The 21,852-nt window shown below is 68.8% G+C and carries 16 protein-coding genes; 7 read left to right on the top strand and 9 right to left on the bottom strand.

What is annotated here, in order from left to right; translation table 11 throughout:
* Positions 1–15: 15 nt before the first annotated feature.
* Genes folK through panB form a run of 3 tightly spaced genes read left to right on the top strand, consistent with a single transcriptional unit; the run spans position 16 to position 2,099 of the window.
* Positions 16–558 carry a 2-amino-4-hydroxy-6-hydroxymethyldihydropteridine diphosphokinase gene (gene folK / locus DIE22_RS08320; RefSeq protein ID WP_124498264.1) on the top strand — a complete coding sequence of 181 codons (543 nt, stop codon included), beginning with the start codon at positions 16–18 and terminating at the stop codon, positions 556–558.
* Positions 555–1,241, top strand: a complete 687-nt coding sequence (locus DIE22_RS08315) for a deoxynucleoside kinase (protein WP_124498263.1) — start codon at positions 555–557, stop codon at positions 1,239–1,241. Before folK ends, DIE22_RS08315 begins: the two co-directional genes overlap by 4 nt.
* A gap of 42 nt (positions 1,242–1,283) precedes the next feature.
* On the top strand, positions 1,284–2,099 hold the full coding sequence (gene panB, locus DIE22_RS08310; protein ID WP_124498262.1) for a 3-methyl-2-oxobutanoate hydroxymethyltransferase: 816 nt from the start codon (positions 1,284–1,286) through the stop codon (positions 2,097–2,099).
* A 147-nt stretch (positions 2,100–2,246) separates the two neighbouring features.
* On the opposite strand, the gene DIE22_RS08305 is transcribed toward panB, so the two are convergent.
* The 5 genes from DIE22_RS08305 to grpE all read right to left on the bottom strand — a co-directional run bounded on the left by DIE22_RS08305 (position 2,247) and on the right by grpE (position 8,659).
* Positions 2,247–4,166, bottom strand: a complete 1,920-nt coding sequence (locus DIE22_RS08305; RefSeq protein WP_124498261.1) for a chorismate-binding protein — start codon at positions 4,164–4,166, stop codon at positions 2,247–2,249.
* A 4-nt stretch (positions 4,167–4,170) separates the two neighbouring features.
* Complete coding sequence (dnaJ, locus tag DIE22_RS08300) at positions 4,171–5,307, bottom strand: molecular chaperone DnaJ (RefSeq protein WP_011656039.1); 1,137 nt, start codon at positions 5,305–5,307, stop codon at positions 4,171–4,173.
* Between the two features lie 254 nt (positions 5,308–5,561).
* On the bottom strand, positions 5,562–7,514 hold the full coding sequence (gene dnaK / locus DIE22_RS08295) for a molecular chaperone DnaK (protein ID WP_124498260.1): 1,953 nt from the start codon (positions 7,512–7,514) through the stop codon (positions 5,562–5,564).
* Positions 7,515–7,662: 148 nt separating this feature from the next.
* On the bottom strand, positions 7,663–8,103 hold the full coding sequence (locus DIE22_RS08290; protein ID WP_124498259.1) for a thioredoxin family protein: 441 nt from the start codon (positions 8,101–8,103) through the stop codon (positions 7,663–7,665).
* 10 nt (positions 8,104–8,113) lie between these two features.
* The gene (gene grpE / locus DIE22_RS08285) at positions 8,114–8,659 is read right to left on the bottom strand and encodes a nucleotide exchange factor GrpE (RefSeq protein WP_124498258.1); all 546 of its coding nucleotides are present in this window, start codon (positions 8,657–8,659) and stop codon (positions 8,114–8,116) included.
* A 352-nt stretch (positions 8,660–9,011) separates the two neighbouring features.
* Between grpE and DIE22_RS38125 the strand changes: the two genes are divergently transcribed.
* Complete coding sequence (locus DIE22_RS38125; protein WP_006476841.1) at positions 9,012–9,173, top strand: hypothetical protein; 162 nt, start codon at positions 9,012–9,014, stop codon at positions 9,171–9,173.
* On the opposite strand, the gene DIE22_RS08275 is transcribed toward DIE22_RS38125, so the two are convergent.
* The 3 genes from DIE22_RS08275 to hrcA all read right to left on the bottom strand — a co-directional run bounded on the left by DIE22_RS08275 (position 9,145) and on the right by hrcA (position 11,783).
* The gene (locus DIE22_RS08275) at positions 9,145–9,552 is read right to left on the bottom strand and encodes an RNA-binding S4 domain-containing protein (protein ID WP_124604846.1); all 408 of its coding nucleotides are present in this window, start codon (positions 9,550–9,552) and stop codon (positions 9,145–9,147) included. The two genes, DIE22_RS38125 and DIE22_RS08275, sit on opposite strands and share 29 nt — an antisense overlap.
* 5 nt (positions 9,553–9,557) lie before the next feature.
* Positions 9,558–10,622, bottom strand: a complete 1,065-nt coding sequence (gene hemH, locus DIE22_RS08270) for a ferrochelatase (RefSeq protein ID WP_124498257.1) — start codon at positions 10,620–10,622, stop codon at positions 9,558–9,560.
* Between the two features lie 138 nt (positions 10,623–10,760).
* Positions 10,761–11,783 (bottom strand): heat-inducible transcriptional repressor HrcA, encoded by a 1,023-nt coding sequence (gene hrcA / locus DIE22_RS08260; RefSeq protein WP_011544637.1) that lies wholly within the window; start codon positions 11,781–11,783, stop codon positions 10,761–10,763.
* Between the two features lie 130 nt (positions 11,784–11,913).
* On the opposite strand from hrcA, the gene DIE22_RS08255 reads away from it, so the two are divergent.
* Complete coding sequence (locus DIE22_RS08255; protein WP_124498255.1) at positions 11,914–12,816, top strand: NAD kinase; 903 nt, start codon at positions 11,914–11,916, stop codon at positions 12,814–12,816.
* Between the two features lie 19 nt (positions 12,817–12,835).
* Positions 12,836–14,485: a DNA repair protein RecN gene (gene recN / locus DIE22_RS08250; protein ID WP_124498254.1), complete on the top strand. Its 1,650-nt coding sequence runs from the start codon at positions 12,836–12,838 to the stop codon at positions 14,483–14,485.
* A gap of 121 nt (positions 14,486–14,606) precedes the next feature.
* On the opposite strand, the gene glnE is transcribed toward recN, so the two are convergent.
* Entirely contained in the window at positions 14,607–17,408 is a 2,802-nt protein-coding gene (gene glnE / locus DIE22_RS08245) for a bifunctional [glutamate--ammonia ligase]-adenylyl-L-tyrosine phosphorylase/[glutamate--ammonia-ligase] adenylyltransferase (protein WP_124498253.1), read from the bottom strand.
* 227 nt (positions 17,409–17,635) lie between these two features.
* On the opposite strand from glnE, the gene DIE22_RS08240 reads away from it, so the two are divergent.
* Positions 17,636–21,832, top strand: coding sequence for a YhdP family protein (locus tag DIE22_RS08240; protein ID WP_124604845.1), 4,197 nt, complete (start codon positions 17,636–17,638; stop codon positions 21,830–21,832).
* The last annotated feature ends 20 nt before the right edge of the window (positions 21,833–21,852 follow it).

Genomic DNA, 21,852 nt, shown 5'->3' with positions numbered 1-21,852 from the left:
GTAGGAAGTGATGCCATGACGGTTGCATATATCGGACTGGGGGCGAATCTCGGCGATGCGCGCCAGACCCTGAAGGACGCGGTGGTGTGCCTTGCGCAGCAGCGCACCATCTCGATCCTCGGCAAATCGAGCCTGTATCGCACGGCGCCCTTCGAAGCGGGCGGCGACGATTACTACAACTGCGTCGTCAAGCTCGACACGACGCTGTCGGCCCGGGAGCTGCTCGCGCTCTGCCAGAAGATCGAACATCACTTCGGGCGCGAGCGCCCGTATCGCAACGCGCCGCGCACGCTCGACCTCGACATCCTGCTGTTCGGCACCGATTCGATCGACGAACCCGACCTGATCGTCCCGCATCCGCGCCTCACCGACCGCGCATTCGCGCTCGTGCCGCTCGTCGAAATCGAGCCGGCGCTCGACATCCCCGCGCGCGGCCGCGCCGATGCGTTCCTCGCCGCGGTCGCCGACCAGCGCGTCGAGAAGGTGCAGACCTGTCAATGCCTGATGCAGAAGGCCCTTGCCGCCGGCGCAGACGCCGACAAGAACCCCTGTCGATGAACACCACTCCGCTGACCGTCACCGCCCCCGACCTGCGCGCCCCGCATCGCTATCTCGTGATCGAAGGCCCGATCGGCGTCGGCAAGACGACGCTCGCGCGCCTGCTCGGCGAGCGCTGGTCGATGCAGATGCTGCTCGAACGCCCGCAGGACAACCCGTTCCTCGAACGCTTCTACCGCGATACCGCGCGCTACGCGCTGCCCGCGCAGCTGTCGTTCGCGCTGCAGCGCGCGCAGCAGGCGCGCGAACTGATCGGCGCGCTCGACACGGGCCGGCCCGTCGTCGCCGATTTCATGCCGCAGAAGAACGACATCTTCGCGCGGCTGAACCTGCCGGAAGACGAATGGCAGCTGTACCGGTCGATCGCGACCCACCTCGACGTGCCGCAGGCCCCCGCGCCCGATCTCGTCGTCTACCTTCAGGCGAGCCCCGAGGTGCTGTTCTCGCGCATCCAGAAGCGCGGGCTGCCGATGGAGCTGCAGATCAGCGACGCGTACCTGCGCTCGCTCGTCGACGCGTACAACGAATTCTTCTATCACTACGACCGCACGCCGGTACTGACGGTCGCAGCCGAACACCTGAACCCGCTGGATTCCCCCGAAGACCTCGCGCTGCTGGTCGAACGCATCGAGACGATGCGCGGCCGCAAGGAATTCTTCGTCAAGGGCGAAACGACGCGCTGACGCGTCCTCGCCCGTCGTTTTCACCATCGAACCGGATTTCCCATGACCTATCTCCAGGAATCGAGCCGGCCTGCCGTCACGGTGCCCAAGCTGCAGGCAATGCGCGACGCCGGCGAGAAGATCGCGATGCTCACCTGCTACGACGCGAGCTTTTCGTCGCTGCTCGATCGCTCGGGCGTCGACGTGCTGCTGATCGGCGATTCGCTCGGCAACGTGCTGCAGGGCCACACGACCACGCTGCCCGTGTCGCTCGACGACATCGCATACCACACCGCGTGCGTCGCGCGCGTGCAGCCGCGCGCGCTGATCATGGCCGATTTGCCGTTCGGCACGTACGGCACGCCGGCCGAGGCATTCGCGAGCGCCGTCAAGCTGATGCGCGCCGGTGCGCAGATGATCAAGCTCGAAGGCGGCGAATGGCTCGCCGAGACGATCCGCTTCCTCGTCGAACGCGCGGTGCCCGTGTGCGCGCACGTGGGCCTCACGCCGCAGTCCGTGCACGCGTTCGGCGGCTTCAAGGTACAGGGCAAGACCGAGGCCGGCGCCGCGCAACTGCTGCGCGACGCGCGCGCGGTCGAGGAAGCCGGCGCGCAGGCCGTCCTGCTCGAGGCCGTGCCGACCCTCATCGGCTCCGAGGTCACGCACATGCTGCGCGTTCCGACGATCGGCATCGGCGCCGGCGCCGACTGCTCGGGCCAGGTGCTCGTGCTGCACGACATGCTCGGCATTTTCCCCGGCAAGCGTCCGCGCTTCGTGAAGGATTTCATGCAGGGCCAGCCGACCATCCAGGCGGCCGTCGAAGCCTATGTGCGCGCGGTAAAGGACGGCTCGTTCCCCGGTCCGGAACACTCGTTCTGACGTGCGGCCGGCGGCTCGTTCGCCGGCGCCGTCCCGATACAAAAAAGCGCGGCGCCCTTCGCGGGGCGCCGCGCTTTTTTGATTGGATGCCGTGTTGCCGAATCTCGGCGGCGCCGGCTCGGGTTTGCGGCCCGATCGGTCATCGTGTCACTTCAATACCGCGTCGAGCGCGCCGCGCAATGCATTGGTCAGCAGCAGCGCTTCCGCGCGCGCAAGGTCGTCGCATATGACGACACGTTCCACCGCGCCGAACGCGCGGTCGTCGAGCAGCACGCCGCGCATCACGCCCGGCAGCACGCCGCTCGCCAGCGGCGGCGTCACCCACCGGCCGTCGAGCTTCACGAACAGGTTCGAGCGCCCGCCTTCCGTCACCTCGCCGCGTTCATTGACGAACAGCATGTCGAAGCCGCCGAGTGCTTCCGCCGCCTGCCATGCACGGTCGTATTCGGCACGGCGCGTCGTCTTGTGCAGCAGCAGCGCGTCGTCCGTGCGGGTCGGTGCGAAGCCGTGCGCGGACGCGAGCATCACGCCGACCGGCCCCGCAGGCAGCGGCTTCAGCACGGCTGCCGTGATGTCGACCGTGCCGTCCTTCGCGAGCGCGAGTTTCATCCGGTACGGGCCGTCGCCGTCGAGCGCCGCACAGCGCGCGCCGACCTCGCGGCGCAACGCCTCGGCGTCGAAGCGAAAACCGAACGCATCCGCGCTGCGCTGCAGCCGCGCAAGATGGCGCTCGAAATGCCGGATGCCGTCCGCACGCGTCGCGGCCGTGGTTTCGAACAGCTGGAAGCCGGGATCGGCGTCGGTCAGGAATCGCGCTTTCAATTCGCACTCCGCATATTCGTCGGCGGCGACGCTGTCGAGCACGATGCCCGCGCCGACGCCCATCGTGCCGCGCCGCCGGCCGGCAGCGGCCGTTGCCGCGTCGCGCGCGTCGATCGTCGCGGCGGCATCGACACCGACCGCTTCGAGCGTCAGCGTCCGGATCGCGACCGACAGGCAGAAATCGCCGCAGCCGGCCGCGCCGTCGGACGACGCATCGCCTGTCGACCGGTCTTCCTTCAGCGCATCGAGCCAGCCGATCGCGCCCGTGTAGAGGCCGCGCGGCGTCGACTCGATCGCGTCGATCAGTTCCATCGTCTTGTGCTTCGGCGCGCCGGTGATCGATCCGCACGGAAACAGCGCGCGCAGCATCTGCGCGAACGTGGTGCCGTCGCGCCAGCCGGCCTCGACCGTCGACGTCATCTGCCACACCGACGCATACGGCTCGACCGAGAACAGCGCCGGCACCTTGACCGTGCCCGTGCGCGCGATCCGCGACACGTCGTTGCGCAGCAGGTCGACGATCATCACGTTTTCCGCGCGGTTCTTCGGATCGTTCGCAAGAAACGCGGCCGCCGCCGCATCGTCGCGCGGATCGGCAGCGCGCGGCGCGGTGCCCTTCATCGGCCGCGCGCGCAGCACGTCGCCATGCCTCTCGACGAACAACTCCGGCGAGCACGACACGACCCACGCGCCGTCGGGCAGTGCGATCAGCGCGCCGTAACGCACGGGCTGACGCGCACGCAGCCGCCGGTACAGCGCCGGCGGCGTGCCGAACATGTCGAAATTCAGCCGGTACGTGTAGTTGATCTGGTACGAATCGCCCGCGCGCAGCGCGTCGTGCACCGCTGAGATCGCCGCGTCGAACGCGTCGCGCGACACGCTCTTCGCGACGTGCGCGACGCCCGCGATCGACGGCGGGCCGCCGCCATCCTGCCGCGCGAGCCACGCGTCGACTTCGTCGCGCGACAGGCGTTCGCAGCGCGCATACAGCAAAAAGCGCAGCGGGGCATGGCCCGGCTGCGCTCTTTCCAGATTGCGTCCGAATTCGTAATCGCCGACGACGACCGCATGCAGCCCGTCACGCAGATCCTGCGCCACCGCCGCATCGACTTCGTCGAGCCGTGCCGGATCCGTGCATACGCGTTCGCGCACGAAACCGGAATACAACCGGCTCGACCGCGCGGACGCGGTCGAGTCGCAATCGTCCAAGAGCGCGAACGACGCGCTCTCGTTGCCTTCAGTCATGCCGTTACTCGAAGAAGCTCTTCACCCGGTCGAACCAGCTCTTGCTCTGCGGGCTGTGACGCGCACCGCCCTCGGCCAGCGACTTCTCGAACTGCTTGAGCAGGTCGCGCTGCTGGTCGGTCAGCTTCACGGGCGTCTCGACCTGCACGTGCACGTACAGATCGCCCGCGATGCTCGAACGCAGACCCTTGATCCCCTTGCCGCGCAGGCGGAACGTCTTGCCCGACTGCGTGCCTTCCGGCACCGGGAACGACGCACGGCCGGCCAGCGTCGGCACCTCGATCTCGCCGCCGAGTGCGGCGGTCGTGAACGGGATCGGCATCTGGCAGTGCAGATCGTCGCCGTCGCGCTCGAACACCGAGTGCGGCTTGATGTGGATCTCGACGTACAGGTCGCCCGGCGGCCCGCCGTTGATGCCCGGCTCGCCGTTGCCGGCCGAGCGGATCCGCATCCCGTCGTCGATGCCGGCCGGGATCTTCACTTCGAGCGTCTTGGTTTCCTTCACCTTGCCCGACCCGTGGCAGTGCACGCACGGTTCAGGGATGTAGGTGCCGGTGCCGTGACACTTCGGGCAGGTCTGCTGGATGCTGAAGAAGCCCTGCGACATGCGCACCGTGCCCTGGCCGTGACAGGTCGGGCAGGTTTCCGGCTTCGTGCCGGGCTTCGCACCCGACCCGTGACAGACTTCGCACGACACCCAGCTCGGCACGCGGATCTGCGTGTCGTAGCCGTGCGCGGCCTGCTCGAGCGTGATTTCCATGCTGTAGCGCAGGTCGGCACCGCGATATACCTGCGGGCCGCCGCGGCCGCCGCGCGCGGCACCGCCCGCGGCCTGACCGAAGATGTCGCCGAAGATGTCGCCGAACGCATCCGCGAAGCCGCCGAAACCCTGGCCGCCCGCCCCACCCATGTTCGGATCGACGCCCGCGTGGCCGTACTGGTCGTACGCCGCCCGCTTCTGGCCGTCCGACAGCATTTCATAGGCTTCCTTCGCCTCCTTGAAATGCTCTTCCGCATCCTTGCTGTCCGGATTGCGGTCAGGGTGATACTTCATCGCAAGCTTGCGATATGCCTTCTTGATTTCGTCGTCGCTCGCATTCTTTGCGACGCCCAGAACCTCGTAGTAATCCCGTTTCGCCATATCGATTCACTGTGCCGTCGCGCGTCACGCACGCGGCGGCTCCTTTCGCCCGCAGTAAAGTCTCTCGACTCGTCTGGCGCTGCGCCGTCCGCGGACGGCTCGCGCAGCACCCGCCAAAAAACAAATGTGCCCGGAGGGCCGCGAAGCCCGCCAGGCGTGGAGTCGATCCGGCCATCCGGAAGGGAAAGACAGACCGCTGTTCAGCCGCGCCGCGCGCGTCTCGCGCGCGGCGTGCGGTGCCATGGCAACCCGGCTTAGTCCTTCTTCACTTCCTTGAATTCGGCGTCGACGACGTCGTCGGCAGCCTGCTGAGCACCGCCCGCGTGGGCCGCGCCTTCCGCTGCACCCGCCGCGCCGGCCGCACCGGCCTGCTGCGCCTGCATGTCGGCGTACATCTTTTCGCCGAGCTTCTGCGAAGCCTGACCGAGTTCCTCGACCTTCGCGTCGATCGCCGCCTTGTCGGCCGACGACTCTTTCAGGACGTCCTCGAGCGACTTCAGCGCCGCTTCGATCTTCTCCTTCTCGCCCGCGTCCAGCTTGTCGCCGTACTCGGTGAGCGCCTTCTTCGTGCTGTGGACCAGCGCATCGCCCTGGTTGCGCGAATCGGCCAGCTCGCGCAGCTTGTGGTCTTCCGCCGCGTTCGCTTCCGCGTCCTTGATCATCTGGTCGATTTCAGCGTCGGACAGGCCCGAGTTCGCCTTGATCGTGATCTTGTTTTCCTTGCCGGTCGCCTTGTCCTTCGCGCCGACGTGCAGGATGCCGTTCGCGTCGATGTCGAAGGTCACTTCGATCTGCGGCACGCCGCGCGGCGACGGCGGGATACCTTCGAGGTTGAACTCGCCGAGCAGCTTGTTGCCTGCCGCCATCTCGCGTTCGCCCTGGAACACCTTGATCGTCACGGCCGACTGGTTGTCGTCCGCCGTCGAATACACTTGGGCGTGCTTCGTCGGGATCGTCGTGTTCTTGCTGATCATCTTCGTCATCACGCCGCCGAGCGTCTCGATACCGAGCGACAGCGGGGTCACGTCGAGCAGCAGCACGTCCTTGCGGTCGCCCGACAGGACCTGGCCCTGGATCGCCGCGCCGACTGCGACTGCTTCGTCCGGGTTCACGTCACGGCGCGGATCCTTGCCGAAGAACTCCTTCACCTTTTCCAGCACCTTCGGCATGCGCGTCTGGCCGCCGACCAGGATCACGTCGTCGATGTCCGACACCTTGACGCCGGCGTCCTTGATCGCGATGCGGCACGGTTCGATCGTGCGCTCGACGAGGTCTTCCACCAGCGCTTCCAGCTTCGCGCGGGTGATCTTCAGGTTCAAGTGCTTCGGGCCCGACGCGTCCGCCGTGATGTACGGCAGGTTGATTTCGGTCTGCTGGCTCGACGACAGCTCGATCTTCGCCTTTTCAGCGGCTTCCTTCAGGCGCTGCAGCGCGAGCACGTCCTTCGACAGGTCGACGCCCTGCTCCTTCTTGAACTCGCCGATGATGTAATCGATGATGCGCTGGTCGAAGTCCTCGCCGCCGAGGAACGTGTCGCCGTTGGTCGACAGCACTTCGAACTGCATTTCGCCGTCGACGTCCGCGATCTCGATGATCGACACGTCGAACGTGCCGCCGCCAAGGTCATACACGGCGATCTTGCGGTCGCCCTTCTCGACCTTGTCAAGACCGAACGCGAGCGCGGCCGCGGTCGGCTCGTTGATGATCCGCTTGACTTCGAGGCCCGCGATGCGGCCGGCGTCCTTGGTCGCCTGGCGCTGGCTGTCGTTGAAGTACGCCGGCACCGTGATCACGGCTTCCGTGACCGGCTCGCCGAGGTAGTCTTCGGCCGTCTTCTTCATCTTGCGCAGCACTTCCGCCGAAACCTGCGGCGGTGCGAGCTTCTCGCCGTGTGCCTCGACCCATGCGTCGCCGTTGTCGGCCTTGACGATGGTGTACGGCATCAGGCCGATGTCCTTCTGGACTTCCTTCTCTTCGAAGCGGCGGCCGATCAGGCGCTTCACCGCGAACAGCGTGTTCTTCGGGTTGGTCACCGACTGACGCTTGGCCGGCGCGCCGACGAGCACTTCGTTATCATCCATGTAGGCGATGATCGACGGCGTCGTGCGCGCGCCTTCCGAGTTCTCGATGACCTTGACCTGGTTGCCTTCCATGATGGCGACGCACGAGTTCGTGGTGCCGAGGTCAATACCAATGATCTTTCCCATTTTTTCCTAATCTCCAGAAATGCTTGTTTGCTGCGCGAAACCCCGCGTTTTTGGGTGGTTTCGCGCGCCAGAATTCAACTCTGTTCCCGAAATGCGTCCGGCCGGTCCGTTTTCAAGACCCGCCAGGCGATGCGGATATTAAATTTTTTCAATCGCCGCCGGTAGCCGGATCGTGCGGACCGCCGTTGCCGTCCGACGGCGCGCCGGCCGCCGCCGCGATCTTCGCGCGCGCCGCCGACACCGCCGCCTGGAACTGCGCGAGGCCATGCCAGCCGGTCGCGCGGCCGAGCCGCTTGCCGCGGTGGAAAAAGAACCACGTCGGCACGCCGTGCAGGCCGAAGCGGCGCCCCAGCTCATGGTGTTCGTACACGTTGCAATGGAACCACTTCAGGCCCAGCGCGCGGATCGCGTCCGGCTGGGCGAGCAGCGCCTTCTTCGCGATCTCGCAGTTGAAGCAGTCGACGCCCCAGAAGAACACCACGGCGAGTGCATCGCCGGCGCCGGCGATCCCGGCGTCGAACGTGTCGGCGGCGAGCGCCTGCATGTCGAACGTGTCGAACGCGGCCGGATCGACGCCGGCGGGAACCATCGCGGCAGCCTTACTTCGGCTGCGCGACCGTGACGAGCGCCGGGCGCAGGACGCGGTCGGCGATCATGTAGCCCTTTTGCAGCACGGTGACGACGGTGTTCGGCTCCTGCTCGGCGGGCACCATCGAAATCGCCTGGTGCTGGTGCGGATCGAACTTTTCGCCGACCGGGTTGATCGCGACGACACGGCCCTTATCGAGCGCGCTCGTCAGCTGGCGCAGCGTCAGCTCGACGCCTTCGCGCACCTTCGCGATGTCGCCGGACGTGTCGCCGACGGCGGCCTCGAGGCTGTCCAGCACGGGCAGCAGGTGCTCGGCAAAGCTCTCGATCGCAAACTTGTGCGCCTTCGAGACGTCATCCTGCGCGCGGCGGCGCACGTTCTCGGTCTCGGCCTTCGCCCGGAGGAAGCTCTCCTGCAGCTCGGCGACCTTGGCTTGAGCGTCCGCGAGCGCCGCGTCGGCTGCTTCGGCGGCGGGAGCGGCGCCTTGCGCCGCCTGCTTCTCGCTGCCGATGTCTTCGGCCGATTGGGTAGCCGGGTTCTCTTGCGTGTTTTCCATGTCGCTGAAAGTCGATTAGAGGTTGAAGCCAAATCGGCAACCGCCGGACCGTATATCCGGCGGCACCGCACATTGTTGGGGCAAATAAGGGCGAAAACTGCAATTTCAAGAGGGTTATTCGCCGGCATTCGCCAATGCCGAGAAACAACCGCGCCGCATGCCGCCCGATTGCGCGCATTTGCCGCCAAATCGGCGGAAACGGCCTGTAACAACGCTTACCGGGCAAGTACTAGCCCGGCACAGGGCGCTGAACTACACTCCAGTGAAGCGTCGGAAAAGCGTGTTTACCCTAGCTGACCGCCGCCTGACATCCACCTGGCGCCGCATTCACCCGTCCCGAGAGGCGAGTACCGTGAAACTGACCTTTGCCATATCGGTGGTCGCGCTGGTACTGATTGCCGGCACCACCACCATCTGCCTGTCCGGAGCCGTCACCGACCGCACGACCGAATACGGAAGCGCGCGGGCGACGTTCGACCAGATGTTCAGCTCCCACCAGAAAATCTGTCGATGATGCGCCGGTCGCGCTTGGTCGGCCGGCCGTGCAGTTCCGCCGCCGGCTCGCGATACGTGCGGCGCCGTTCCAGTTCGGCGAGCCGCGCGACGCGCCCCGCTTCCATTTCCTGGTAAAGCGTCTGCGCGATGCTCGCGGGCCCGCGCACGTCGCAAATGCCCAGCACGGCAATGTGCCAGACGACACCATCGATCGCAATCTCGACCTCGTCGCCGACGCGCACGTCCTTCGCCGGCTTGACCGCCGCGCCGCCGATCTTCACGTGGCCCTTGTCGACCGCGTCGGACGCGAGCGAGCGCGTCTTGAAGAAGCGGGCCGCCCACAGCCATTTGTCGATGCGCAGCTTCGCGCCGGGTTCCGTCGAAATCTTGTAGTTCATCGCGTTCAACTCACCGTTTCGGGCTGCGCGGCCTTCACCGGCCAGCCCTGCAGATTCTCGGCGACGATCTCGCCCACCGCGCCGATCCACGCGGGCGCGCCGTTCAGGCACGGAATCCGGTGGAACGCCTGGCCGCCGCCCGCGATGAACGCGTCGCGCACCTCCATCCCGATCTCCTCGATCGTCTCCAGGCAATCGGCCGTAAAACCGGGACAGAACACGTCCGCTCGCCGCACGCCGGCCTCGCCGAGCTCGCGCAGCGTCGGCGCCGTGTACGGCTGCAGCCACTCGGCCTTGCCGAACCGCGACTGGAACGTCACGCGGCACTCGAGCGTCGACAGCCCGAGCACGGCCATCAGCAGCGCGCCCGTCTGCTGGCACTGGTCATGATAGGGGTCGCCCAGGTCGAGCGTGCGTTTCGGCACGCCGTGAAAGCTCAGCACCAGCTTGTCGCCGGCCGCGAAATCGGGCCGGCCGTGCTGCGCCCAGTACTGGCGCACCTGCTCGGCCAGCGCGTGAATGTAGGCCGGATGGTCGGCGTACTGCCGCACCGTGCGCACTTCCGGCTGGTTGCGCATCCGCGCGAGCGCGGCGAACGCGGCATCGAATGCCGTCGCGGTGGTGGACGCCGAGTACTGCGGATACATCGGCATCAGCAGCACGCGCTCGACGCCGGCACGCTTGAAGTGCGCGAGCGCCTGTGCAATGTTCGGGCTGCCGTAGCGCATCGCGTAGTCGACCGTCACCTGATAGCCGTTCGAGGCCAGCAGGTGGCGCACGCCGTCGGCCTGGCGCTCGGTGTATACGCGCAGCGGCGAGCCCTCGGGCATCCAGACGGCCGCGTATTTCTTCGCGGACGCGCGGCCGCGCAGCGGCAGGATCAGCGCGCGCAGCAACACCTGCCAGACGACCTGCGGGATTTCGACGACGCGGGGATCCGACAGGAATTCGGCCAGATAGCGCCGCACCGCGCGCGGCGTCGGGGCGTCTGGCGTGCCGAGATTGATCAGCAGCACGCCGATGCGATGGGCAGCCGCGACGCTCGAAGGCGGCTCAAGATCGAAACGCATGGGCAGGAACGTGCTCGGGGCACGCAGTCGGACGGCCCTCAATTATAGCGGGCCGCCTCGCTCGGGTCGGCTGGCCGTTCGGCCGACTGGCGGCGCGCGCGGCGCCGCGGCACGATGGCGGGACGGTGTCGCTCCAGGTTACTGCTGGCTCAGCGTGAGCGACAGCAGGCGCGCGGTGATGTCGACGATCGGGATCACGCGGTTGTAAGCCATGCGGGTCGGCCCGATCACGCCGAGCGTGCCGACGATCTGGCCGTTCACCTCGTATGGAGCGGTGACGACGCTCATCTCCTCGATCGGCACGAGCGTCGATTCGCCGCCGATGAAGATCTGCACGCCCTGGGCGTGGCTCGACACGTCGAGCAGTTGCAGGAGGCCCGTCTTTTGGTCGAACACGTCGAACAGCTTGCGCAGCCGCGCCATGTCGGACGACAGATCCGCCACTTCGAGCAGGTTGCGCTCGCCGGAAATGAGCACGGTGTCCTCGGTGTCGGGCACCTCGGTGCTGGCCGTCACGGCCGCGTGCATCAGCGTGGTCATGTCGCCGCGCAACTGGTCGATCTCGTCACGCAGGCGGCGGCGCACCTCGTCGAACGACAGCCCGGCGAAATGCGCATTGATGTAGTTGGACGCCTCGGTCAGCTGCGACGGCGAATAGTCGCGCGGCGTCGCGAGCATCCGGTTCTGCACGTCGCCCTCGGGCGTGACGATGATCAGCAGGATGCGCTTGTCCGACAGGCGCATGAACTCGATCTGCTTGAACACGTGGCTGCGGCGCGGCGTCAGCACGACGCCCGCGAACTGCGACAGGTTCGACAGCACGCTCGCGGCGGCCGCCACGACCCGCTGCTGCGGCTCGCCGGCCTGCAGCGTGTTCTGTACCTGGCGCGCCACGGCTTCGGCGTCGATCGGCGCCTCGACCGTCAGCATCGTGTCGACGAACAGGCGGTAGCCGCGCGGCGTCGGCACGCGGCCGGCCGACGTGTGCGGGCTCGACACGAGGCCGAGCTCCTCCAGGTCGGACATCACGTTGCGGATCGTTGCCGGGCTCAGCTCGAGCCCGGAGTAACGGGACAACGTGCGCGAGCCGACCGGCTGACCGTCGGCGATATACCGTTCGATCAGGGTTTTCAGGAGGGTTCGTGCGCGAGGATCTAGCATGATGGAAAATTTTAGCGCAACCGCGCGAGCACGGCGAGTGGCCGCGGCCACAGTCGCGCGGGCTGACCGATCCGGCCCCGTCTGCGCACAGCCGGTTCTTTTCGTCAACGAGCTATGGTGTAATGCCGGCATGAAAACCGGTAATCAGTTCAACACCGTCGCGCTCGTCGGCCGGAGCAACACGCCCGGCATCGCCGAGCCGCTCGCCACGCTGGCTGGCTGCATCGCGAAGCTCGGCTTCGAGGTCGTGTTCGAAGCCGACACCGCGCGCGAGATCGGCATCTCCGGCTATCCGGCGCTCACCCCGGCGGAAATCGGGGCGCGCGCGGACGTGGCGGTCGTGCTCGGCGGCGACGGCACGATGCTCGGCATCGGCCGCCAGCTCGCGCCGTACAAGACGCCGCTGATCGGGATCAACCACGGGCGGCTCGGCTTCATCACGGACATCGCGGCCGCCGACATGCAGGCGCGCGTTCCAGTGATCCTGTCGGGCAAGTTCGAGCGCGAGGAGCGCTCGCTGCTCGAGGCCCGGATCGTGCGCGACGGTGAACCGATCTACCACGCGCTCGCGTTCAACGACGTCGTCGTGAACCGCAGCGGCTTTTCCGGGATGGTCGAGCTGCGCGCGTCGGTCGACGGCCGGTACATGTATAACCAGCGCTCGGATGGCCTGATCGTCGCGACGCCGACCGGCTCGACCGCGTATGCGCTGTCGTCGGCCGGCCCGATCCTGCATCCGCAACTCCAGGGCATCGTGCTCGTGCCGATCGCGCCGCATGCGCTGTCGAACCGGCCGATCGTGCTGCCCGACGATTCGAAGATCGCGATCCAGATCGTCGGCGGCCGCGACGTCAACGTGAACTTCGACATGCAGTCGTTCACCGCGCTCGAGCTGAACGACACGATCGAGGTGCGCCGCTCGAAGCACACGGTGCCGTTCCTGCACCCGGTCGGCTACAGCTACTACGCAACGCTGCGCAAGAAGCTGCACTGGAACGAACACGCATCGAACGAAGACGACAAGGCGTCCTGACGCACCCCCGCCCGACACCATGCTCCGCCACCTCTCGATTCGCGACTTCGTCATCGTCGCCGCGCTCGATCTTGAATTCGACAGCGGCTTTACCGTCTTTTCCGGCGAAACCGGCGCCGGCAAATCGATCCTGATCGACGCCCTCGCCCTCGCCCTCGGCGAACGCGCCGACGCGAGCGTCGTGCGCGCGGGCTGCGGCCGCGCCGACATCACCGCCGAATTCACGCCGCACGACCGCGTCGCGCGCTGGCTCGACGAACATGCGTTCGACGCCGAGGACACCGTGATGCTGCGCCGCGTGATCGACGCGAACGGCCGCTCGCGCGCGTTCATCAACGGCACCAGTGCGACGCTCGCGCAGCTGCGCGAGCTCGGCGAGATGCTGGTCGACATCCACGGCCAGCACGCGCACCAGTTGCTGATGCGGCCCGACGCGCAGCGCGAGCTGTTCGACACGCACGCAGGCCTCGTCGCCGATGCCGCGAACGTCGCCCGCGCGTGGCGCGTATGGCGCGACGCGACGCAGGCGATCGACGCCGCGAAGGCGCACGAGCGCGAACTGCAGCTCGAACGCGAAAAACTCGCCTGGCAGCTCGCCGAGCTCGACAAGCTCGCGCCGCAACCGGGCGAATGGGACGAGGTCGGCAGCGAGCACAAGCGGCTGTCGCACTCGGCGAACCTGATCGCCGGCGTGCAGGGCGCGCTCAACGCGCTGTCGGAAGCCGACGACGCGATGCTCCCGCAGCTCGGCGCGATCGTGTCGAAGCTGCGCAGCCTGGCCGACTACGACACGGGGCTCGGCGATGCGCTCGCGTCGCTCGAGCCGGCCGAGATCCAGCTGCAGGAAGCCGTCTATTCGCTGTCGCACTACGCGCAGCGCCTCGATCTCGACCCGGCCCGGCTCGCGCAGGTCGAAACGCGCCTCGACGCGCTGCACTCGACCGCCCGCAAGTTCCGGCTGCCGCCCGGCACGCTGCACGAGGAACATGCGGCACGCCGCGCGCAACTGGCCGCGCTCGACGCGGCTGCCGATCTCGGCGCGCTCGATGCCGCACAGTCGAAGGCATGGGACGCCTATCTCGCCGACGCGAGGCACCTGTCGAAAGCGCGCGCGCAGGCCGCGAAGGCGCTCGGCACGGCCGTCACGGCCGGCATGCAGGAACTGTCGATGGCGGGCGGCAGCTTCGAAGTCGCGCTCGTGCCGCTCGCCGACGGTGGCCCGCACGGGCTCGAGCAGGTCGAATTCCGGGTCGCCGGGCACCCCGGCGTGCCGCTGCGGCCGCTCGCCAAAGTCGCGTCGGGCGGCGAACTCGCGCGGATCAGCCTCGCGCTCGCGGTGATCGCGAGCGCGGCAAGCCCGACGCCGACGCTGATTTTCGACGAAGTCGACACGGGGATCGGCGGCGGCGTCGCCGAAGTGGTCGGCCGCCTGCTGCACCAGCTCGGGCGCGACCGCCAGGTGCTGTGCGTGACGCACCTGCCGCAGGTCGCCGCGCGCGGCGATCATCACTTCCAGGTCGCGAAGGGCGCCGACGACCGCGGCGGCACCGTCTCGTCGGTCGTCCCGCTCGACAAGGCGAGCCGGGTCGAGGAAGTCGCGCGGATGCTCGGCGGGCTCGAGATCACGGCGACTACGCGCAAGCACGCGAAGGAAATGCTGGCGGCCTGACGCGCCCACCCCGCTATCCGTTCGTCGAATGCGAAAAGACCGGCGCATGCGCCGGTCTCCTGATGCGGAAAGCGGCCGCTCGATCGGCGCCCGCCCTGCCCCGCAGAGTCGAACGTTCGACTCAAACGCCCGTTTCGACCGCCCCGAACACGCGCTCCCACAGCGCCGTCACGGCCGCCCGCTCGTCGGCCACCAGGCCCGGATCGACCCGCGCCTTCTCCATCCCGTCGAGCCGCAGCTTGTGCTGCAGCTTCCGGTACTGGCGGTACGCGGCGCCGACACGCTCGGCCTCGTCCTCGCCCATCAGCCCGAACCGCGCGACCTCGCGCAGCAGCGCGATGTTGCCGGTGTTGCGGATCAGCTCGGCATCGCTCGACGCATGCAGCAGCACCCAATACTGGACGATGAACTCGATGTCGACCATCCCGCCGCGATCGTGCTTCAGGTCGAACAGCTCGGTCTGGTTCGGATGGCCCGCGAACACCTTGCCGCGCATGTCGACGATTTCCTTCGCGAGCACCGCCCCGTCGCGCGGCGTCGTCAGCACCTGCTGGCGGATCGCCTCGAAGTCCGCGCCGATCTGCGCGTCGCCCGCGCTGTAGCGGGCGCGCGTCAGCGCCTGGTGCTCCCACACCCACGCGGTGTTCGCCGCATCACCCTCGCGCAGCTGGTAGCGGCGGAACGCGTCGAGATCGGTCACGAGCAGCCCGGCCTCGCCGTTCGGCCGCAGCCGCAGGTCGATGTCGAACAGCGCGCCCGCGCCGGTCGCGGTCGTGAGCCACGTGATCAGCCGTCGCGTGAACGTCGTGTAGACGTCCGCCGAGCGCTCGTCGGAGTCGTCGTACAGGAAGATCAGGTCGAGATCCGATGCGTAGCCGAGCTCCTTGCCGCCGAGCTTGCCGTACGCGATCACCGCGAACTTCGGCACGTCGCGATGGCGCTTCGCGAGCTGCGACCAGACCACTTCGATCGTCACGTCGAGCACCGCGTCGGCGAGTTCGGACAGGCGGTCGCTCACGTGCTCGACCGACAGCTGGCCCGCCAGATCGATCAGCAGGATGCGGAACACCTCCGCATGCTGCGCATGCCGCAGCAGGTCCATCTGCTGCTCGGGGCCGTCGGCTGCCGCCAGGCGCGCACGCAGTGCATCCTTGAATGCGGGCCAGTCGAACGGGCTCGCGATCGCTTCGTCGTCGAGCAGTTCGTCAAGCAGCTGCGGATGGCGGATCAGGTAGCCGCCGCCCCAGCGCGTCGCGCCGAGCACCGACAGCACGCGGTCGAGCGCGGCCGGGTACTCGGTCAGGAGCGCGAGATAGACGCCGCGCCGGCTGACCGTCTCGAGCAGGTCGAACAGCCGCACGATGGTGTCGTCGCGGCGCGCGGCGTCGATTCGCGGCGCGGCCTCGAGCGCGCGCTGCGCGACGCTGTCGAAGCGCTGCCGGCTCTTTTCCGGCAGGCCCGCGTAGCGCGACGACTGCCAGATCGCGCGCAGCCGCGCGAGCACGGTCGCCGGATCGGCGAAGCCCAGGCCATCGAGGCGCGCGAGCAGCGTGTCGTCTTCGCCGTCGTCGGCGAGCGCCCCGCTCCAGATCCACCCGGCCGACGTGTCCTCGCCCGCCGCACAGGGGCCACCGCTCACCTTGTCCGCGAAAATCTGGTCGAACTGCGCCTCGACGAAGGTGCGATAGCCATCGAGCACCGTCATCAGCGCCGCGTAGTCCGCAAAGCCGAGCGACGCGGCCAGCGCCGCGCGCTCGTCCGGATCGACCGGCATCGCGTGCGTCTGCGCGTCGTCGCGGTACTGGAGCCGGTGCTCGAGCGTGCGCAGGAAGTTATAGGCGCCGGTCAGGCGCTCGCGCACGTCCTCGCCGATCAGCCCCCGCGCCTGCGCATGGCGCAGCACCGCGAGCGTGGGCCGCACGCGGAATTCCGCATCCTGGCCGCCGCGGATCAGCTGGAACACCTGCGCGCTGAATTCGATCTCGCGGATCCCGCCGCGCCCGAGCTTGATGTCGTCGGCCTTGTCGGGCCGCATCGACGCCCGGCGCGCGGCTTCCTGGCGAATCTGCTGGTGCAGCGAACGGATCGCGCCGATCACGCCGAAGTCAAGATAGCGGCGGTACACGAACGGCTTGACGATCGATTCGAGCTGCGCCTCCAGCCGCTGCGCCGCGTCGCTGTCGCCTTCCGACACGAGCCGGCCCTTGATCCACGCGTAGCGCTCCCATTCGCGCCCCTGCACGTAGAAATATTCCTCGAGCATCCCGAGGCTGCAGACGAGCGGCCCCGAATCGCCGTTCGGACGCAGCCGCATGTCGACGCGAAAAACATAGCCGTCGGCCGTGACCTCGGACAGCACGCCGATCAGGCGCCGCCCGAGCCGCGTGAAGTACTCCTGGGTGGACAGCGGCGAGCGCGTGCCGCCGGCCGTCTCGCCGTCGTCCTCGTAGACGAAGATCAGGTCGATGTCCGACGACACGTTCAGCTCGCGGCCGCCGAGCTTGCCCATCCCGACCACGCCGAGCACGACGCGCTGGCCGTCGGCGCCACGCGGCTCGCCGTACATCGCCTCGAGCTCGGCCGACAGCAGCGCGAGCGAGCGCTGCACGGCCACTTCGGCGAGATCGGTCATCGCGGCCGTCACCTCGGCGACATCGGCGAGGCCGCGCAGGTCGCGCTCCGCGACCGCGCCGAACACCTCGACACGCAACTGCCGCAGCGCGCGCTTCAGCTGCTCGTCGCCCGGCGCGGCCGTGCCGGCCGGCGGCGCGAGCAGCTCGGTCAGGCGCGCGTCGAGCCGCGCGCGGGAAAGCGGCGCGGCGGCCCACGCGGCGATCTGGTCGGACAGCGCAGGACGCGCGGCGGCCGCGCGGGCGATGTAGCGGGAGTAGGACGGGCTGATCAGGGTGGAAGCGTCGGTCATCGAAAAGCGGGCCTGGCGGTAAGGCCCGCCGCCGCGGGGCGACACGTGCGCGCCCCGCTGCCGACAGGCCCCTTGGACTCGGCGCGGTGTCGCGACGCGGATGCGCCGCCGCGAAACCGCGCGCCGGAAAGCCCGTGCCGTGCTGCCGCAACGGCCGCCGGCACGAACCCCTGTGATACATTTCAACGTCAGTCTGCAAAACTACCATATCGCCGCCCTTCCGCCGCATGTCCGACCGTCAGGAATCCGCCGTAGCTGCGCCCGAAGCGGGACCTCCGAAGCACGATCACCCGGTCTTGCGTCGCGTGTTCAGGGTGACGCTGGCAGTCGGGATCGGCACCTACTTCATCGCGTCCGGCGCATTCCTCGGGCTGCGCTACGTGCTGCTGCCGCGCATCGACGAATACCGGCCGCGCATCGAGCGCGCGGTGTCCGACAAGCTCCACGCGCAGCTTTCGATCGGCAAGCTGTCTCCGAACTGGTCCGGCATGCAGCCGGGCGTCGAAGTCACCAACCTCACCATTCGCGGCCGTGACGGCCGGATCGCGCTGTCGGTCCCGCACGCGACGGCCGCGCTGTCGTGGATGTCGCTGCTGCGGCTGTCGCCCGCGCTGTCGAGCCTGATCGTCGACCACCCCGACCTCGTCGTCGCCCGCGCGGCCGACGGCTCGCTGACCGTCGCGGGCGTCGGCGTCGCGACCACCCACGGCGGCAACGACACGTTCAGCACGTGGCTGCTGAAGCAGGAAGCGATCGTGCTGCGCAACGGCACGCTACGCTGGCGCGACGCGCAGCACGACGCGCCGGAGCTCGCACTGTCGGGCATCCGCCTCGCGGTGCTCAACCACGGCCGCGAACACAAGGCCGCGCTTCAGGCCCCCGCGAACGGCACCTTGCTGCTCGGCCCGCTCGACTTCCGCGCGCGCTTCAGGCACAAGCCGCTCGCGCCGATCGGCAAGCCGACGAACTGGACCGGCGACGCCTATCTGTCGACCGGCCCGGTCGACCTGCAGACGCTCGGCCGCTATCTCGACATCCCGCTCACGATCCACGCGGGCCGGATCGACAACGCGATCTGGGCGACCTTCCAGGACGGCCACCTGCGCTCCGCGGGCGGCGACCTGCAGGGCGCCGACGTCGTGCTGCGCGTGCGGCCGACCCAGCCGCGCCTCGACGTGCCGACGGTCGGGTTCGGCTGGGACATGGCGCTGAACGCCGGCCGCGACTACACGCTGCACCTGACGCGCTTCAACGCGGCGCTCGGCCAGCCGCCGCTGCCGGACGGCACGCCGCTCGCCCGCTCGCTCGCGCTGTCGACGCTGACCGCCCGCTACCGCGTGCCGGCCGCCGACCAGGGGCAGTTGCTGAGCGTCGTCGGCGACCGCGTCGATCTCGGCATCCTCAGCGAGTTCATCCGCGGGCTGCCGCTGCCGGCGCGCCTGCGCAACGAGCTGATCAAGCTCGACCCGCGCGGGATGGTGTCGAACTATCACATCGAGGTCGAACGCGCGAAGCCGGCGCGGGCCGATCTCGCCGACGAAGAACGGCGCACGGGTTCCGCGCCGATCGTCCGCTACCGCTTTCTCGGCGATCTGCAGGGCATCAGCATCGCCGCGCAGGAGCCACCGCCGGGCCTGTCGCCGCGCGGCCATCCGCGCGCCGGCTGGCCGGGCGTCGAGAACCTGTGGGGCCGCATCGACGCGAACGAAACCGGCGGCAGCGCGCACTTCGACACGGTCAACGCGGCGGTCACGGTGCCCGGCGAATTCGACGAGCCGCGCCTGACCTTCGACCGGCTGCGCGGCAACGCGAAATGGGTGATCACGCCGGCGCCGGGCGAGAAGCACGCGCGCGTCGACGTGACGTTGCCCGACCTCTTCGTCGCGAACCCCGATGCCGAGATCGCGGTGTCGGGCTCGTACACGAACCCCGGCCACGGCCGCGGCACGCTCGACCTGCGCGCGGATTTCGCGCGCGCGTCGGTGGCGCGCATTCCGCGCTACCTGCCGACCGGGATGTCCGAGCATCTGCGCGACTATCTCGGCCATGCGCTGCAGGCCGGCCAGGTGACCAAGGGCGCGTCGATCGTCGCGCGCGGCCCGCTCGAGAAATTCCCGTTCGAACACGAGCCGGATGCCGGCGTGTTCCATATCGTCGCGCCGTTCACCGGCGGGCGCTTCGAGCCGACGCCGTACCCGCCGCGCAAGCTCGCGAACGGCACGCCGAGCGTCTGGCCGGCGCTCGACGGAATCGACGGCGTGTTCGAGCTCGCGCAGAACAAGCTGCGCTTCGACATCGCGCGCGCGCGCTACAAGCGCGTCGCGCTGACGAAGGTCGCCGGCCGGATCGACGATCTCGGCAACCCGTCGAAGTCGCCGCTCGTCATCGACGGCCATGCGCAAGGCCCGCTCGCGGATCTGATCGACTACGCGGACAACAGCTCGCTCGGCACGATGAGCGGGCACATCGGCCAGCGGATCGATGCGCAGGGGCCCGCGGCGCTCGCGCTCAAGATCACGATTCCGCAGCACGTTCCGCATCCGCATACGCACGTCGAAGGCGCGCTTGCATTCGGCGGCAACACGCTGTCGACCGACGGCGTGCCGCCATTGTCGGCGCTGCGCGGCAGCGTGCGCTTCACCGAAGCCGGCGCGTCGCTGCACGACCTGTCAGGGCGCTTCCTCGGCGGCCCGGTGCACGCGAACGGCAACTTCCAGTCGCACGGCCCGTACGCGGTGAACGTCGACGGCAAGCTCGCGCTCGACGCCGCGCGCGGGCTGAACCTGCGCGGCACGGCCGCGGCGCTGCTCGAGCACGTGGTCGGCGACGCGCCGTACCGGCTCGCCGTGCGCGGCGCGCCGGGCCGCCTGCCGGAAATCGCCGCGCATTCCGACCTGACGGGCGTCGCACTGAACTTCCCGGCGCCGTTCGCGAAGCCGGCCGGCACGCCGATGCCGTTCCGCTTCACGCTGCAGCCGGCCGCGCAGGCGGACGGCAAGCGCCTCGAACACGCCGACCTGACGCTCGGCCCCGTGTCCGCGACCTACCTGCTCGACGCGACGCGCGACCAGCCGCTGCGCGCGGTACGCGGCGCGATGGGCATCCACCGGATGCCCGACCTGCCGCAGGACGGCGTGAGCGCCGCCGTCGACGTCGACGAACTGGACGCCGACGCGTGGCTCGCGCTGGCTCACACGCTGCAGCGCGACACGCCGCGCGCGCCGGAGCAGGCCGCGCCGCGCATCGACGTCGCGAGCTTCACGCCGAAGCGCTTCGCGCTCCACTTCGGCACGCTGAAGCTGCTCAAGCGCAACTGGGAGAACGTGATCATCGGCGCGTCGCACGTCGACGAGCTGTGGCAGGCGAACATCGCGTCGAACCAGGTCTCGGGCTACCTGTCGTGGGCGCCGGGCGGCGGCCACAACGGCGCGGGCGTGCTGAACGCGCGGCTCGCGAAGCTCGTGATTCCGCAGAGCGCGCAGCACGACCTCGTCGGCCGCGCGATGAACCTGCCGACGCCGACCGACCGGCCGATACCGTCGGTCGACCTGATCGTCGACCAGGTCGTCGCGCGCGATCACGACATCGGCCGGCTCGTCGTCAATGCGCGCAACATCGACGAGGACGGCGCGCCCGTGTGGCAGCTCGACAAGCTCGAGCTGGCGAACCCGGCCGCGAAGCTGACGGCGACCGGCAACTGGCGCACGTCGCGCCGCGCGCTGGCGCGCGGCGTCGACGAAAACGACGCGCCGCGCCGCAGCGTGTTCGACTTCAAGCTCGACATCGGCAACGCGGGCGCGCTGCTCGACCGCGTCGGCCTGCCGCGCACGCTCGCGGACGGCCACGGCACGGTGACCGGCAAGGTCGGCTGGCGCGGCGGCCCGACCGCGGTCGATCTCCCGTCGTTCGGCGGCCAGGTCGCGCTGGATCTGGAGCACGGCCAGATCCTGAAGGTCGATCCGGGCGCCGCGAAACTGCTCGGCGTGCTGAGCCTGCAGAGCCTCGCGCGCTTCCTGACGCTGAATTTCCGCGACGTGATCGGCAAGGGGCTGCCGTTCGACAGGATCACGGGCACCAGCCGGATCTCGAACGGGATCGCGCGCACCGACGACTTCTCGATGACGACGGCGCCGGCGAACGTGACAGTGCGCGGCGCGGTCGATCTCGGCACCGAGACGCAGGACCTGCGTGCGCACGTCGCGCCGAAGATCAGTGCGGGCGCGGCCGCGATCGGAGCGGCCATCATCAATCCGCTGCTCGGCGTCGGCGTGCTGGCCGCGAACTACGCGCTGTCGGAGACGCTGTCGCACGCGTTCGCACTCGACTACACGATCACGGGCTCGTGGGCGCATCCGCACATCGAGCGGGTGCGGGGCGATCAGGGTAAGATGAATCACGGTCCGGCCGATGCGGCGACCCATTGATCGCTCGATGGTGCCGGGCC

This window comes from Burkholderia sp. Bp9142 (assembly GCF_003853415.1).
In the GTDB taxonomy this organism is placed as follows: Bacteria; Pseudomonadota; Gammaproteobacteria; order Burkholderiales; family Burkholderiaceae; genus Burkholderia.
The sequence above is the reverse complement of the archived record's forward strand: the minus strand, read 5'-3'. Positions and strand labels throughout refer to the sequence as shown.

Coding starts and splice junctions, on each gene's coding strand:
- folK (WP_124498264.1), top strand. CDS start 16: ATGACGGTTGCATATATCGGACTGGGGGCGAATCTCGGCGATGCGCGC.
- DIE22_RS08315 (WP_124498263.1), top strand. CDS start 555: ATGAACACCACTCCGCTGACCGTCACCGCCCCCGACCTGCGCGCCCCG.
- panB (WP_124498262.1), top strand. CDS start 1,284: ATGACCTATCTCCAGGAATCGAGCCGGCCTGCCGTCACGGTGCCCAAG.
- DIE22_RS08305 (WP_124498261.1), bottom strand. CDS start 4,166: ATGACTGAAGGCAACGAGAGCGCGTCGTTCGCGCTCTTGGACGATTGC.
- dnaJ (WP_011656039.1), bottom strand. CDS start 5,307: ATGGCGAAACGGGATTACTACGAGGTTCTGGGCGTCGCAAAGAATGCG.
- dnaK (WP_124498260.1), bottom strand. CDS start 7,514: ATGGGAAAGATCATTGGTATTGACCTCGGCACCACGAACTCGTGCGTC.
- DIE22_RS08290 (WP_124498259.1), bottom strand. CDS start 8,103: ATGGTTCCCGCCGGCGTCGATCCGGCCGCGTTCGACACGTTCGACATG.
- grpE (WP_124498258.1), bottom strand. CDS start 8,659: ATGGAAAACACGCAAGAGAACCCGGCTACCCAATCGGCCGAAGACATC.
- DIE22_RS08275 (WP_124604846.1), bottom strand. CDS start 9,552: ATGAACTACAAGATTTCGACGGAACCCGGCGCGAAGCTGCGCATCGAC.
- hemH (WP_124498257.1), bottom strand. CDS start 10,622: ATGCGTTTCGATCTTGAGCCGCCTTCGAGCGTCGCGGCTGCCCATCGC.
- hrcA (WP_011544637.1), bottom strand. CDS start 11,783: ATGCTAGATCCTCGCGCACGAACCCTCCTGAAAACCCTGATCGAACGG.
- DIE22_RS08255 (WP_124498255.1), top strand. CDS start 11,914: ATGAAAACCGGTAATCAGTTCAACACCGTCGCGCTCGTCGGCCGGAGC.
- recN (WP_124498254.1), top strand. CDS start 12,836: ATGCTCCGCCACCTCTCGATTCGCGACTTCGTCATCGTCGCCGCGCTC.
- glnE (WP_124498253.1), bottom strand. CDS start 17,408: ATGACCGACGCTTCCACCCTGATCAGCCCGTCCTACTCCCGCTACATC.
- DIE22_RS08240 (WP_124604845.1), top strand. CDS start 17,636: ATGTCCGACCGTCAGGAATCCGCCGTAGCTGCGCCCGAAGCGGGACCT.